Source organism: Glycomyces sp. NPDC047010 (genome assembly GCF_040644205.1).
Lineage (GTDB): Bacteria > Actinomycetota > Actinomycetes > Mycobacteriales > Micromonosporaceae > Glycomyces.
Genome location: NZ_JBEYVY010000009.1, coordinates 192040 through 205553 on the forward strand (window position 1 = coordinate 192040; position 13514 = coordinate 205553).

Annotated in this window: 11 protein-coding genes; 5 read left to right on the top strand and 6 right to left on the bottom strand. The window is 71.5% G+C overall.

Features of this window, described 5'->3' with window-relative positions; translation table 11 throughout:
• The 4 genes from AB0A65_RS19260 to AB0A65_RS19275 all read left to right on the top strand — a co-directional run bounded on the left by AB0A65_RS19260 (position 1) and on the right by AB0A65_RS19275 (position 5099).
• Positions 1-2118 (top strand): hypothetical protein, encoded by a 2118-nt coding sequence (locus AB0A65_RS19260; RefSeq protein WP_359952906.1) that lies wholly within the window; start codon positions 1-3, stop codon positions 2116-2118.
• Positions 2115-3281: a GDSL-type esterase/lipase family protein gene (locus AB0A65_RS19265; protein ID WP_359952908.1), complete on the top strand. Its 1167-nt coding sequence runs from the start codon at positions 2115-2117 to the stop codon at positions 3279-3281. The genes AB0A65_RS19260 and AB0A65_RS19265 overlap by 4 nt, the downstream gene beginning before the upstream one ends.
• Entirely contained in the window at positions 3278-4384 is a 1107-nt protein-coding gene (locus AB0A65_RS19270) for a DUF4185 domain-containing protein (protein ID WP_359952910.1), read from the top strand. The genes AB0A65_RS19265 and AB0A65_RS19270 overlap by 4 nt, the downstream gene beginning before the upstream one ends.
• A 157-nt stretch (positions 4385-4541) precedes the next feature.
• Entirely contained in the window at positions 4542-5099 is a 558-nt protein-coding gene (locus tag AB0A65_RS19275; protein ID WP_359952912.1) for a hypothetical protein, read from the top strand.
• Between the two features lie 501 nt (positions 5100-5600).
• Here the strand turns inward: AB0A65_RS19275 and AB0A65_RS19280 are convergent.
• Positions 5601-7154 (bottom strand): NAD(P)/FAD-dependent oxidoreductase, encoded by a 1554-nt coding sequence (locus tag AB0A65_RS19280; protein ID WP_359952914.1) that lies wholly within the window; start codon positions 7152-7154, stop codon positions 5601-5603.
• A 103-nt stretch (positions 7155-7257) separates the two neighbouring features.
• Here AB0A65_RS19280 and AB0A65_RS19285 point away from each other — a divergent pair, with 103 nt between their 5' ends.
• Positions 7258-7506, top strand: coding sequence for a hypothetical protein (locus AB0A65_RS19285; RefSeq protein WP_359952916.1), 249 nt, complete (start codon positions 7258-7260; stop codon positions 7504-7506).
• Between the two features lie 58 nt (positions 7507-7564).
• On the opposite strand, the gene AB0A65_RS19290 is transcribed toward AB0A65_RS19285, so the two are convergent.
• From AB0A65_RS19290 to AB0A65_RS19310, 5 genes are read right to left on the bottom strand one after another with little or no spacing between them, the layout of a single operon-like run.
• Positions 7565-8422, bottom strand: coding sequence for a carbohydrate ABC transporter permease (locus tag AB0A65_RS19290; protein ID WP_359952918.1), 858 nt, complete (start codon positions 8420-8422; stop codon positions 7565-7567).
• Positions 8412-9350, bottom strand: coding sequence for a sugar ABC transporter permease (locus AB0A65_RS19295; RefSeq protein ID WP_359952920.1), 939 nt, complete (start codon positions 9348-9350; stop codon positions 8412-8414). The genes AB0A65_RS19290 and AB0A65_RS19295 overlap by 11 nt, the downstream gene beginning before the upstream one ends.
• A complete protein-coding gene (locus tag AB0A65_RS19300) occupies positions 9347-10615 on the bottom strand; it encodes a sugar ABC transporter substrate-binding protein (protein WP_359952922.1) in 1269 nt (422 codons plus the stop codon). The genes AB0A65_RS19295 and AB0A65_RS19300 overlap by 4 nt, the downstream gene beginning before the upstream one ends.
• Positions 10616-10675: 60 nt before the next feature.
• Positions 10676-12289, bottom strand: a complete 1614-nt coding sequence (locus AB0A65_RS19305; RefSeq protein WP_359952924.1) for an FAD-dependent oxidoreductase — start codon at positions 12287-12289, stop codon at positions 10676-10678.
• A complete protein-coding gene (locus AB0A65_RS19310) occupies positions 12286-13362 on the bottom strand; it encodes a LacI family DNA-binding transcriptional regulator (RefSeq protein WP_359952926.1) in 1077 nt (358 codons plus the stop codon). Before AB0A65_RS19310 ends, AB0A65_RS19305 begins: the two co-directional genes overlap by 4 nt.
• Positions 13363-13514 lie beyond the last annotated feature (152 nt).

The window sequence follows — 13514 nt, forward strand, 5'->3', positions numbered from 1 at the left end:
ATGCGCCACATACCCACAGTGGACGACCTCGCCGCCGACCCGGTGACGCACCACTACGACGACATGATCGCGCCCAGCGGCCTGACGAACCTCCTCGGCACCGTCCGCGTCGACCACGACCTCACCGCGGTCTCCGCGGTGACGTTCCCGCCGGTGTCCCAGGGCCTCACCAGGACCGCGGCGTCCTTCGTGGACGGGCGCCTGGTCGAGTCCTACGGCGCCCCCGTCACCCACGAGTGGCGCCCCGACCGGGTCCGCCGCTCGGTGTCCCTCCCGGGCCTGGACCTCGCCACCGTCACCGTCTGCGCCCCGGGGGAGACCGGGATCGCGATCGACGTGCGGGCCGTGAACACCGGGGACGCGCCCCGCACGGTCGACCTCACGCTCTCCCTCGCCGCGGGCGCCGCCCGCTCCGAGGAGGCGTGGCTCGACGCCGTCGCCCCCGAGGAGCGCAACCGCGCCGCCGCCGGGCCCTCCCGCCTGGTGTTCCGCAACGGCGCGGGCACCGCCTGGAGCGTCCAGGGCGTCGACACCGACGCCGAGGTCCGCCTCTCCGGGATCGCCCCCGCCGCGGGGGAGCACGAGGTCGGCATCGGCGGCATCGAGCGCGGCGGCGAGATCACCGTCCGCCTCGACATCGCCCCCGGCGAGACCGCCCGCTTCGGGTACGTCCACACCGTCGGCGCCACCGAAGCCGAAGCGGCCGAGGCGTTCGCGCGCATCGCCGCCGACGTCCCCGGCGCGGTCGACGACGCCGAGGCGTACTGGGACCACCAGCTCGCCGCGGCCTTCACCCCCGGCAACGACGAGTTCTCCGGGCACCTCCCGGTCCTGGAGACCACCTCCGAGCCGCTGCGGCGCCTCTACTGGTGGGGCGCGCTCGGCACGATCTGGTTCCGCCGCGACTTCAAGGACAACGTCCTGGGCCGCAGCTACGACACCCTCATGCCCAACTACTGGGCCACCACCACGTTCATCTGGGACTACTCCCTCTCCTCGATCACCCACGCGCTCCTGGACCCCGCGGTCATGCGCCGCCAGGTCGAGCACTGGATCGCCTCCGACATCCACACCCACTTCGGGACCTCCTCGCTCACCGGCGGGCCCGTCGGGCGCTGGTACTCCGTCAACGACTACGCGATGACCCGCCTGGTCCACGACTACCTCCGCTTCACCGGCGACACCGCGCTCCTGGACGCCGCACCCGGCGGCCGCACGGTCGCCGAGCACCTGGACGACTGGGCCCACGCCTGGCAGGGCCTGCGCGGCTCCTCGCCGCTGGCCGACTACGGCGAGATCGACAACCTCCTCGAATGCGTCAGCTCCTACACCCACGAGGTCGCGAGCCTGAACGCCGCCAACGTCTGGAACCTCCGCACCCTCGCCGAGATCCTCACGGCCCGAGGCGATGCCGACGGCGCCGCGGCCCTCCGCGCCGAAGCGGACGCGCTCGTGGGGGAGGTCGCCGACCTCTACGTCCCCGGCAGCGGCCACTTCGCGGCCCGCCAGCCCGACGGCACCCGCGTGCCGGTGCGCCACGTCTACGACTTCTCGATCGTGGGTACCACCATCGCGGGCGACCTGGACGACAAGGTCCGCACCGAGATGACCGAGTTCTTCGAGCGCGAGCTGCGCACCGGGGTCTGGCTCCGCTCACTGTCCCCTTGGGACCCCGACGCGAGCTTCAGCCCCCGTCCCGACCACCAGTGGAACGGCGCCTACCCGGCGTGGCCCGCCGACGCGGCCCGCGCCCTGGTGGCCCTGGGCGAACCGCAGGCCGCGATCGACTGGATCCCCGGGCTCGCGCGCTCCGCGAACCAGGGCCCTCCCGGCCAGGCGCACTTCACCGAGGAGGCCATGCCCGCGGTCAACTGCGGCGCCCGCAAGGCCCCGCCGCAGCTGCCGTACATCATCGACTGGGCCTGCTCCTCGGCCGGATCGTACGTGGCCCTGGTGATCGAGTCGTTCTTCGGCGTGGACCCCGTGGTCGGCTCCGGCGACCTCGACACCGCGAAGGCGTGCATCGCCGACCTCGACCCGGACGCGGTCCTGCGCGGCCTGCGCCTGGGCGACCGCCTCGTGGACGTGCGCGCCGACGGCACGGTCATCGACGTATGACGTTGCAGCGCATCACCATCACCCCGGCGATGGTGCGCGGCGCGGTGGAGCTGGAGGAGACCGGCCGCGGCCTCCTCCCGCACCGCCTCCCGCACTGGGCCCGCCGCCAGATCCCCGACCGGTTCATGGTCCAGACGAGCGCGGAGAGCACGGGCGTGCGCCTCGCCCTCCGCACCGCCGCCGACGTCATCGAACTCGACGTGCAGGCCCGCCGCATCGCCGCCGACGCGAACACCCCGTTCCCGCCGAGCGCCTACGAGCTCACCGAGCACGGTGCCGTCATCGCCACGGCGACCGCGGTCGCCGGGTCCCGCTTCGTCTTCACCTTCGAGCGGCCCGACGGCGAGATCGTCCCCGGCCCCGATGCCACCGTGGGCTTCAGCGGCCTCGGCACCGGGACCGAACGCGACCTGGAACTCTGGCTGCCCTACCACGACGCCGTCGAGCTCCTGGAACTCCGCGCCGACGCTCCCGTCGCGGCCCGACCGGTCTCGGGGCTCCGCTGGGTCCACCACGGCTCCTCGATCAGCCACGGCTACCGGGCCGACACGACCACCGGCACCTGGCCCGCGGTCGCCGCGCTCCGCGCGGGCGTCCACCTCACCAACCTGGCGTTCAGCGGCAACGCGATGCTCGACCCGTTCACCGCCAGGACCATTCGCGACACCCCCGCCGACCTCATCACCCTGAAGATCGGCATCAACCTCGTCAACGGCGACGTGATGCGCATGCGCGCCTTCCGGCCCGCCGTGGACGGCTTCCTCGACACGATCCGCGAGGGCCACCCCGCGACCCCGGTCGTCCTGGTCTCCCCGATCTGGTGCGAGCCCGTCGAAGCCAGCGCGGGACCGACGATCCAGGACCCCGACCGGGAAGAGGAGTGGTCGATCGCCGGAGGCACCGCGGCCGACGTGCTCACCGGACACCTGTCCCTCCAAGCGATCCGCGCCGAACTCCACGCCATCGTGGACCGCCGCCAGGACGACGACCACCGCCTCCACTACCTCGACGGCCTGTCCCTCTACGGCGCCGGGGACGCCGCCGCGACGCCCCTCCCCGACAACCTCCACCCCGGACCCGACGTCCAGCGCCTCATCGGCGAGCGCTTCGCCGACCGCGTGCTCGCCGAGTTCACCCCCGAACTGCAAAGGAGCAGTACATGACCAACCGTCCGACCACCGTCGCCGCCGCGGTCCTCACCGGACTCGCCGTGGCCGCGGTCCCGACCGCCGCACAGGCCGCGACCGCCTGCGCGCCGACCATTTCCGCCAGCGTCAACGAGGAGCTCACCGAGCGCTTCGAGACCTACGGCGACACCGCCGGGCGCTGGACCGGCGCCGACTCCGCCTACAGCGTTCCGCTGCCCGACGGCTCCACCGCGTGGCTGTACTCCGACACGTTCATGGGCGAGGTGAACGACGACCTCAGCAGGCCGCTCGACTCGCCGTTCCTCCACAACTCGATCATCGTGGACGACGGCGGGAACCTCACCACGGTCACCGGCGGCACCGCGGCCGCCCCCGAGTCCCTCGTCAAGGTCCCCGGCGGCGACGAGATGCAGAACTGGTACTGGTTCGGCGACGGCACCGTGGAGGGCGACACCCTCCAGGTGATGCTCCTCGAATTCGTGAAGACCGGCACCGGCGTGTTCGACTTCGCGTTCGCGGGCAACGCCGTCGCCAGCTTCGACACCGACGACATGAGCCTCACCTCGATCACCGACCTCCCCGAGTCCGACGTCAACTGGGGCTCGGCGATCTACGAGGACGGCGACTACACCTACGTGTTCGGCGTCGAGGACAACCAGGCGCAGAAGTTCGCCCACCTCGCCCGCGTCCCCTCCGGCGACCTCACCACCGCGCCCTGGGAGTACTACGCCGACGGCGCCTGGACCGCCGACCCGACCGGGTCCTCCCGCATCCTCGAAGGCGTCTCCAACGAGTTCAGCGTGACCCGCTACCAGGGCAAGTTCACGCTCGTCACCGGCGACGCGACGCAGCCGCTCAGCGCCGACGTCGTCATGTACCGCGCCGACGACCTCGCGGGCCCCTACACCGGCAAGACCGTCCTCTACTCCACCCCCGAGACCGGCGGGAACGTCTTCACCTACAACGCGAAGGCCCACCCGCAGCTCGGCGACCGCGACACGCTGCTCATCACCTACAACGTGAACAGCTTCGAGGGCGACGACCTCTACGCCGACGCCCACCTGTACCGCCCCCGCTACATCGACGTCGACCTGGAGATCCCGGGCCGGCGGCGGTGAGCAGACGGGGCCGCCCGGCACACCCCCGGGCGGTCCCGTCCCCCCTTTCCCGAGACCGATTCGCGCATTCTGCCCCAGGCGGGCACCTGTCTGGAGTAGACAGGAGCGAAAAGGGACGGCCTGCCGCGCGCACGGCCGCTGGGGTGAGGAGACGGCCATGGCCGACGACGAAGGCAGGCTCGCCTGGGCGACCGCGGGCGCGGTGGCCGCCGGCGCACTCATGATCACCGTGGGCCTGTTCCAGGTCTTCGAGGGCATCGCCGCCATCGCGCGCGACGACCTCTTCGTCGGCGTCAAGGACTACACGTTCGCGATCGACACCACCGGCTGGGGCTGGATCCACCTCATCCTTGGCGTGCTCGTGGCCCTCACCGGCATCTTCGTGCTCGCGGGCCGCTCATGGGCGTACGGCGTGGGCATCGGCCTCGCGGCGGTCTCGGCCCTGAACCAGTTCTTCTTCCTGCCGTACTACCCGCTGTGGGCCCTGCTCATCATCGCGTTCAACGTCTTCGTGATCTGGGCCCTCGCCGTGGTCCTCGCCGAGGTCAACTCGCCCTCCTTATCAGGTTCTTGCCGATCGAGGATGCCCGCGCCCGGTACTCGGCGTGGTCGACGCCAATCTGCGCGAGGCAGTGGTGCATGGTGGCGCTTGTGGCCTTGCCGGTGCCCCGTGTGCGGATGGCGTCGCCGGGCCGGGTCTTCCAATGCCCGGTGAATGGCGTCGCTGCCCGCGCTGGGGTGGTGGCGTGTGTATCGGCCTGATCGGTCGCGGTGGTGTTCCGGTCGTGTGCCTCGTAAGGAGCACTGCCTCCGGTCGAGGTGATCCCTTCCGAAGGTCCCCCACCCGATCACCATCTCCCCTTCTTCAGGGGCGGTTGACTGCTGCGGGTCCCGATGGCACTCGGGGATGAGGTCTGCATGTGATGGCCCTGGCGTTCGGGGCCTGCGCGCCTCGGAATCGGTATGGTCTGCCGGTCGGCCAGAGGCTTGGCTCAGTCTGCTTACACCGCCCGACACCTGTACAAATTCCCTGTCCCTGTGCGTACCACAATTCTCCCCCGCCCCAGGGTCATCGTCATCACCCACACGATGGCAAACCACTCGCATTCGCCCCCAACCACCCACCGCCCCAAAGCAACTCGCCCACCCCGCCCCGCTACCCACCCCTTGTCGCCGCCCGCTCGAACCCCGACCACCCGCCACCCGAAGGCCGGTCCTACAACCCGAGGACGGCCATGGCCGCATTGTGCCCGGGGATGCCGCTGACCCCGCCGCCGCGCACGGCCCCGGCCCCGCAGAGGAGGACGTTCGCGTGCGCGGTCTCGACGCCCCACTTCCCCTGCTCGGCACCGGTGAGGTATGGCCAGGACAGGTCACGGTGGAAGATGTTCCCGCCGGGGAGCCGCAGATCGTGCTCCAGGTCGACGGGGGTCTTCGCCTCGATGCACGGGTCGCCGTTGGCGTCCTCGGCAAGGCAGTCGGCGAGCGGCTCGGCCAGGTACCGGTCGAGCTGCGCGACGGTGGCCTCCAAGAGTGCCGCCTTCGCCGCCCGGTTGTCGCCGCGGAACAGGCGCGCGGGCGCGTGCAGGCCGAACAGCGTCAGCGTCTGGTAGCCCTGCCGCATCAGGTCCGCGCCGAGGATCGACGGGTCCGAGAGCGAGTGGCAGTAGATCTCGGAGGGCGGGCGCGACGGGAGCCGTCCGGCCGCGGCCTCCACGTACGCCGCCTCCAGCTCGTCGAAGGACTCGGCGACATGGAACGTGCCCGCGAACGCTTCGCGCGGGTCGGTGCCCGCGTCCCGCAGCCGCGGCAGCCGCTTGAGCAGCATGTTCACCTTCAACTGGGCGCCTTCGGCGGGCTCGGGCGCCGGGTCGCCGAGGAGCGCGGCCAGCGCCTCAGGGGAGGCGTTGACGAGCACGTGCCGCGCCTCCACCGTCCCGGGCCCCGCCGTGTTCGTGAACGCGACTTCGGCGCGGGCGCCGTCGGTCGCGATCGACGTGGCCTCGTGCCCGGTGAGGATCTCGGCGCCCGCGGCCCGCGCGGCCGCGGCGAGTTCGTCGGTGAGCGCGCCCATGCCGCCGACGGGCACGTCCCAGTCGCCGGTGCCGCCGCCGATGACGTGGTACAGGAACGTGCGGTTCTGCCTGAGGTCCTGCGCCCACGCGGAGGTGAACGTGCCGATGAGGCCGTCGGTGAGGACGACGCCGCGCACGAGGTCGTCGCGGAACGCGTCCTGCACGGTCTCCCCGAGCGGCGCCTCGAAGAACATGCGCCAGATCCGGTCGTCGCCGATGCGCTGGCGCAGTTCGGCTTCGGTGACGAGCGGCTCGGTGAGCGTCGGGAACACCCGCTCGGCCACTTTGGACGCGTCGGCGTAGAACGCCTGCCACGCCTCGTATTCGGCGTCGGAGCCGGTGAGGTGCTTGAAGGAGTCGCGGTTGCGGGCGGCGTCCCGGGTGACGAGTAGCCCGGTGTCCTGGCCGCCGCGCTCGGCGGGCGTGTAGGAGGAGACGTGCCGCTTGCGGACCTGGAACCGCAGGCCGAGGTCGTCGACGATCTTGCGGGGCAGGAGGCTCACCAGGTAGGAGTAGCGCGAGAGCCGCGCGTCGACGCCGGGGAACGCGGGGGCGGAGATCGCGGCTCCTCCGGTGCGGCCCAGGCGTTCCAGGACGAGGACGCGCTTTCCGGCGCGGGCGAGGTAGGCCGCGGAGACGAGGCCGTTGTGGCCGCCGCCGACGATGACGGCGTCGTAGGACCGGTGCTGAGGCATGTCCCTTCCTAGCACGGTTTCCCTTGCCGCGGTTCCGGGAACTTTGTATCCGCCGCGCGTCCCCCTATAGTGGGACGTACCGACGCGAAAAGGGGGTAGGTCTATGGGCTTGCTGGACAAGTTCAACGAGCTGAAGGACATGGTGACCGGCGCGGTCGAAGAGGCCAAAGGGCAGGCCGGGGAGATGGCGGGCGACGCGACCGGCGAGGCCGGTGCCGCGTACGAGGAGTACGTCGGCGGCGCCGCCGACCAGGCGGGCGAGGCCGTCCAGGGCGCGGGGGACACCGCCCAGGACGCGCAGGACCAGGCGCAGGGCGCCGTAGAGGACTTCCGCAACGAGCACGGTATCTAGTACGCGCCCTTGCGGGGTGACATAGGGGCGGTGCCCCGGCTTCGGCCGGGGCACCGCTTCATCCTTTGAGGCCGGTGTGGGCGAGGCCCTCGACGAACTGGCGCTGGGCCACGACGAAGACGATGAGCACCGGCAGCGCCGAGAGCGTCGCGGCCGAGAGCTGCACGTCCCACATGGGACCGCCGTACGCATCGGTGAACTGCGTGAGCGCCTGGGGGATCGTGAACTTCTCCGGGCTGGACAGGAACACGACCGGCTCCAGGTACAGGTTCCAGCTGTGCAGGAACGAGAAGATCGCGACGGCGCCCAGCGCGGGCCGCGACAGCGGCAGCGCGATCCTCCAGTACAGGCCGAGCCGCCCGAGGCCGTCCATGCGCCCGGCCTCTTCTAGCTCGGCGGGGAGCGCGATGAAGAACTGCCGCATGATGAGCGTCGCGAGGACGCTCGGCGCGCCGAAGACCGGCACCAGGATCAGCGGCCAGTGCGTGTCGACCATGCCGAGCCCGTTGAACATCTGGAACAGCGGCACGATGGTGACCTCGCTGGGGATGAGCAGGCCCACGAGGACGACCAGGAACAGCAGGTTGTGCCCGGGGAACTTGATGCGCGCGAACGCGTACCCGGCGAGCGAGGACACCGCGAGCGTCCCGACGGTGACCACGGCCGCGATGTACATGCTGTTCCAGTACTGGGCGGCGAACGGCGCGAACTCGAAGACGCGGGCGTACGCCGAGAGGCTCGGGTCCGCGGGCAGGAGCGTCGGCGGGAACGCGAAGATCTCGTTGGCGGACTTGAGGCTCGACGTGACCATCCACCACGTGGGGAACACGAACGGGACGGCCAGCACGCACAGCAGCCCGTAGAGCGCGAGCTTCGCGCGCCGCGAGGGCCCGGTCCGCAGTCGTTCAGTCCTCATGGACGACCCACTTCCTGCGCATCTGCCACTGGATCACGGTGAGCACCAGGACGATCGCGAACAGCAGGACCGAGAGGGTCGCGCCGTAGCCGAAGTCGTGGAACTGGAAGGCGTTCTGGTACAGGTAGTAGACGAGCACCGTCGTGGAGGTGCCGGGCCCGCCGCTGGTGAGCACGTCGATCTGGGCGAACACCTGGAGCGAGCCGACGACGGTGATGATCGAGGTGAGCAGGATCGTGGGGCTGATCATCGGCATCGTGATGCGCCGGAACCGGGTCCACGCGCCCGCGCCGTCGATCGTGGACGCCTCGTACAGCTCCTTCGGCACGCCCTGGAGCGCGGCGAGGAACAGGACCATGTTGAGCCCCACGTTCTTCAGCACCTGCACCACGATCACCGAGGCCATCGCGGTGGTCTCGCCGCGCAGCCAGTTCGGGCCGTCGGCGCCGAGCACGGACAGGAGGCCGTTGACGCCGCCGTCGTCCTGGAGCAGGAACCGCCACACGATCGTCCACGCCACCAGGGTGACCGCGACGGGGGAGAAGAAGATCGTGCGGAAGACGACCGTGCCGCCGAGCTTCTGGTTGAGCAGGATCGCGAGCACCAGCGCGAGGCTGAGGTTGAGCGCGACCAGGCCGATCGAGAACGCCGCGGTCGCGCCGAGGACGCCGGGCAGGGCCGGGTCCTGCGCGAGGCGCTCGTAGTTCTCGCCGCCGGTCCACGTGAAGCCCCCGGCGAGGACGTTCCAGTCGTGGAGGCTGTACCAGAACATCAGGCCCAGCGGCAGCAGCACGAACACGAGCGTCCCGGCCAGCTGCGGGGCGGTGAACAGGAACCCGGCGAGGTGGTCGCGGCGCCGCGCCGTCCACCACCCGCCCGGCCGGGACTGCTCCCGGCCGGGCGGCGCGTCGGTCTTCACCGCCGTCACTGCGCCAGCAGCGGGTCGATGGCGGTGCACAGGTCGCCGAGGACGCCCGCGACGTCCGCGTCGGCGGTCCACAGCGGGTCGAGCGCGGCCCGCACGGCCTGGTCGAGCTGGGCCTGCCCGGTGTGGCTGGGCTTGACGACGCCGGCGTCGATCCGGTCGATGACCACGGCCTGGAGCTGCTCGGGGGTGAGCAGCGGGTTGGCCTGGCCGAGGACCTCGGCGGTCAGCTGCGACTCGCGCGGCGGCGGGAAGTACTGGGCGAGCTTCACGGAGTTCTCCGGGTTCGTCATGTACGCGAGGAAGTCCGCGGCCTCCTCGGGGTGCGGGGCGACGGTGAGCACGCCCAGGCCGCCCTGCCCGATCACGGAGTACTCGCCCGCGGGCCCGGCCGGGAGCGGCACGAGGTCCCACCCGAACTCCGCTTCGGCGAGGAGCCCGGCGCGGGAGATCTGCGTGACCGTCATGGCCGCCTCGCCCGCGAAGAAGTCCGCGGTGGTGCCCGGTCCGGGCATGGCCTCCTGCTCGAACACGGCGTCGTGCATGAACGTGAGCGCCTGGGTCATCTCCGGGTCGTCGAAGCCGCAGTCGGCGCCGTCGGCGCTCCACGCCTGGGCGCCCCAGCCGGTCCACAGCGTCGAGAGGTTGTCCCAGCCGGAGTAGTCGAAGTCGCGGATCACGAGACCGTCGGTCCCGGTGGTGGCGTGGACGGCCGCGCCGGCCTCCACGACCCTCTCCCAGGTCCACTCGCCGCTCGCGATGAGCTCGGCGGCGGTCGGCTGCCCGGCCGCGGCGAGGAGGTCGTTGTTGACGAACACCCCGAACGGCGAGGTCGAGAACGGGTAGGCGTACAGCTCGTCGTCCTGGCGCCACAGCTCGGTCGCCGCGGGGATCAGGTCGTCGTACTCGTACCCGTCGGTGTCCGAGAGGGTCTCGGACAGCGGCACGAGGGCGCCGCTGGAGACGAAGTCGGGCGCGGAGTTCTCCAGGATCCACGCCAGGTCGGGGGCGTTGTCCCCGGCGATCTGGGTGGTCAGCGTGCTCGTGTACCCCTCGAACGGGAGCGGGTCGAACTCGATCGCCTCCACGTCAGGGTGGTCGGCGATGTAGGCGTCGGCGATCTCGTTGAGCATCGCGAGGTGGTCCTCGCTCGCGGACCACGTGGTCATCCGCAGCGTGACCGGACCGTCGTCACCACCGCCGCCGCAGGCGGCGAGGACGAGCGGCGCCGCCGCCGCGGCGGCGAGCAGTAGGCGTCCGTGCTTCATAAGGGGTTCTTCCTTTCCGTTGACGGCATTGTCATCAGGGGTTCTGTCGGTAGAGGGCGGTCAGTAAGGGGCGACGTCGGGCCAGCGCAGCTCGAAGCCCTGCGCGGTGAGCCGGTCCTGGAACTCGGCGAGCAGCGCCGGGTCGTTCCCGACCGCGCGCGGCGGCAGGCCGCGCTCGAAGCTGAAGGCCGCGAGGGCCCCGGCGGCCTCGCCGATGTTCCATTCGACCGGGTGCAGCCGGTAGCAGCCGTTGGTGATGTGGGTCGTGCCGAGGTTCTTCCCGGCCGGGAGGAGGTTGTCCACCCGCACCGGCAGGAGTGCGCCGAGCGGGATCTCGAACGGGCAGGAGGCGACGTCGATGTAGTTGTCGCCCCCGGTGGAGGGATGGAGGTCGATGCGGTACATGCCGATCCCCACGCTGTCGTCGTAGGACACCGCGCCCTTGTCCCCGCGCACGGCCGCCGAGAGGTCCTGCTCGACCACGGTGTACTCGGCCCTGATGCGCCGCGACTCTCGGTGGTAGGGCGCCTGGGCCAGGCCGTCGGCCGAGCCCGTCACGTCCCCGCGCAGGCGCAGCCCCGGCCAGCCCGCGCCCCCGTCGGCTCGCGGCGCCTCGGTCTGGAGCCAGTACAGGACGGACCGGGAGAGGTCCCTCGCGCGCTCCAGATGCGCTGCGGCGTCGGGGTTGTCGATCACCGGAGCCAGGAAGTAGTCGATCATCGGCCAGTTCACGAGCGTGATGTCCGAGTCGTACGCGCCGGGCGCGAAGTTCCGGCGGGCGGCGATCCGGCGGAACGTCCACAGGTTCATGTCCCCGCCGCCGCGCCGCTGGTCCCCGACCACGGCCAACGGGTCGTCGTCCGGGTTCGGCTCGAACGTGCGCTCCGCGGGTTCGAGCGTGCGCGGGTTCGGGGCCCGGAAGCCCAGGAGGTTCCCGCCCCAGAAGTCGGTGCGGAAGCCCCGCCAGAACTCGTAGTCCTTCGGCTTGTCGATCACGTGGTCGCCGTCGACGTGGTCCACCGCGAAGCACACCGACACGGCCTGCATGTTGTCCGGCTGCGCCTCGTCGGGCGCGCTCGGCTCCCCGGTGTCCTTCCCGGACTCGAAGCCCGTCACGTACTCGGTGCCGGTGAGCGGCAGCAGCTCCCCGGTCTCGGTGGCGTCCAGCACGAACGGCGCGCTCACTGTCAGCCGCGCCCCGGAGTCCCGGTGCTCCAGCGTCACGGCCTCGACCCGGTCGCCGTCCACATCGGCCGCCACCGGCCGGTACGGCTGGAGGAGCCGCAGCGCCCCCGACCCCAGGTACGGCGCGAGCATCGACTCCAGGACCGCCACGGCCACCCGCGGCTCGTGGCACAGGCGGCTCACGTGCCCGCCGCCCGGATTCAGGTCCCGCTTCGCGCGGGCCGCCTCCGTGAGCGGGTAGTGCCGCCGGTAGTACTCCCTGATCCCTTCGCGCAGTTGCCGGTACGAGGCGGTGACCCCGAACTGCTCCACCCACGACGACTCGTCGGGCGGCACGGCCTGGCTCGTCAGCTGCCCGCCGATCCAGTCGTACTCCTCGGTGAGGACGACGCGGCGCCCGGCGCGCAGCGCGGCCAGCGCGGCGGCGACGCCGCCGAGCCCGCCGCCCACGACGAGGATGTCGGCCTGGAGTTCGTTCGCCTGCTTCAAGAGTGGTTCCTTCCGGTGGGTGCGGGCGCGAGGGTCGCGCCGTCGTGCAGTTCGCACGGGAGCAGCCGCTGCACGTCCGCCTCGGCGCGTTCCTCGGCACCACTGCCGAGCAGGCCGAGGAACACGTCGAGGGCCTGGCGGCCCATCTCGCGGCGGGGGATCGTGAAACCGGTGACGTCGAGGTCGATCGACACGGGCCTGGTCGGGTCGCCGAGCGCCACCACGGACAGGTCGCCCGGGACGTCCAGGCCCCGGTCGGCGGCCCACGCGGTCACGGCGGGGATGTCCGCGGGCTCTTCGAGGAACACCGCGGTCACGCCCTCGGCCACGGCCGCGTCGAGCTTCTCCGTGGCGGCCACGGGAATACGGCCGTACGCGACCCCGGCCTTCGCAGCCGCCGCGCGGAACCCGCGGAGGCGGTCCGCATAGGACTCCGGGCCCTCGCCGCGGCCCACGTAGGCGATCCGCTCGTGCCCCAGTGTGGCCGCGCGTTCCACGAGCGCCGCCGTCGCGGCCGGGTAGTCGGCGCCCACGTACGGCACCGGCCCGCCCGCGTCGTCACGGCGCCCCACCGACACGAACGGGATGCCCTCGGTGACGAGCCGTTCCAGGTCCCCGCGGTCCACCTCCTGGCCCAGCAGCACGCACCCGTCCGCAAGGCGGATGCGGCTGCCTTCGGCGAACATGCGGCGCCGGCCCCCGTCCACGGGCGCGCTGGTGAGCAGCAGCAGGTCGCAGCCGAGCCGCTCGGCCTGCTCCTCCAGGCCCAGCAGGAACGGGTGGAAGAAGTCCCTTGCGCCCGAAGGGAACACCGGCTCGTACGTGAACACGCCGATGATCCGGTTGTAGTGGTCGGCGAGGCGCCGGGCGATCGGGTCGGCCACGTAGCCGGTCTCGCGGATCGCGTCGAGCACGCGCTGGCGGGTGTCGGCGGCGATCCTGACGCCGCCGTCGAGGCGGTTGTTGAGCACCAGGGAGACGGTGGCCTGGCTGACGCCGGAGAGGCGGGCGATGTCGCGCTGCGTCACGCGGCGGCGGGGTCCGGGCACGGCGGGGCCTTTCTCGACGGGCATATAATGCGTATAACCACAGGTGCGTGTGATCATGTTGCCCGCCGATTTTCGGACCGTCAAGATGATAATACGTATTATCATCTTGACTGCCGTTCGTCCCGGAACGGACACTCTTCCTCCAAAGGCCCGCCGCGGTGCCCCTGCACCGCCCG

Coding starts and splice junctions, on each gene's coding strand:
- AB0A65_RS19300 (WP_359952922.1), bottom strand. CDS start 10,615: ATGAAGCACGGACGCCTACTGCTCGCCGCCGCGGCGGCGGCGCCGCTC.
- AB0A65_RS19265 (WP_359952908.1), top strand. CDS start 2,115: ATGACGTTGCAGCGCATCACCATCACCCCGGCGATGGTGCGCGGCGCG.
- AB0A65_RS19290 (WP_359952918.1), bottom strand. CDS start 8,422: ATGAGGACTGAACGACTGCGGACCGGGCCCTCGCGGCGCGCGAAGCTC.
- AB0A65_RS19270 (WP_359952910.1), top strand. CDS start 3,278: ATGACCAACCGTCCGACCACCGTCGCCGCCGCGGTCCTCACCGGACTC.
- AB0A65_RS19275 (WP_359952912.1), top strand. CDS start 4,542: ATGGCCGACGACGAAGGCAGGCTCGCCTGGGCGACCGCGGGCGCGGTG.
- AB0A65_RS19280 (WP_359952914.1), bottom strand. CDS start 7,154: ATGCCTCAGCACCGGTCCTACGACGCCGTCATCGTCGGCGGCGGCCAC.
- AB0A65_RS19285 (WP_359952916.1), top strand. CDS start 7,258: ATGGGCTTGCTGGACAAGTTCAACGAGCTGAAGGACATGGTGACCGGC.
- AB0A65_RS19310 (WP_359952926.1), bottom strand. CDS start 13,362: ATGCCCGTCGAGAAAGGCCCCGCCGTGCCCGGACCCCGCCGCCGCGTG.
- AB0A65_RS19260 (WP_359952906.1), top strand. CDS start 1: ATGCGCCACATACCCACAGTGGACGACCTCGCCGCCGACCCGGTGACG.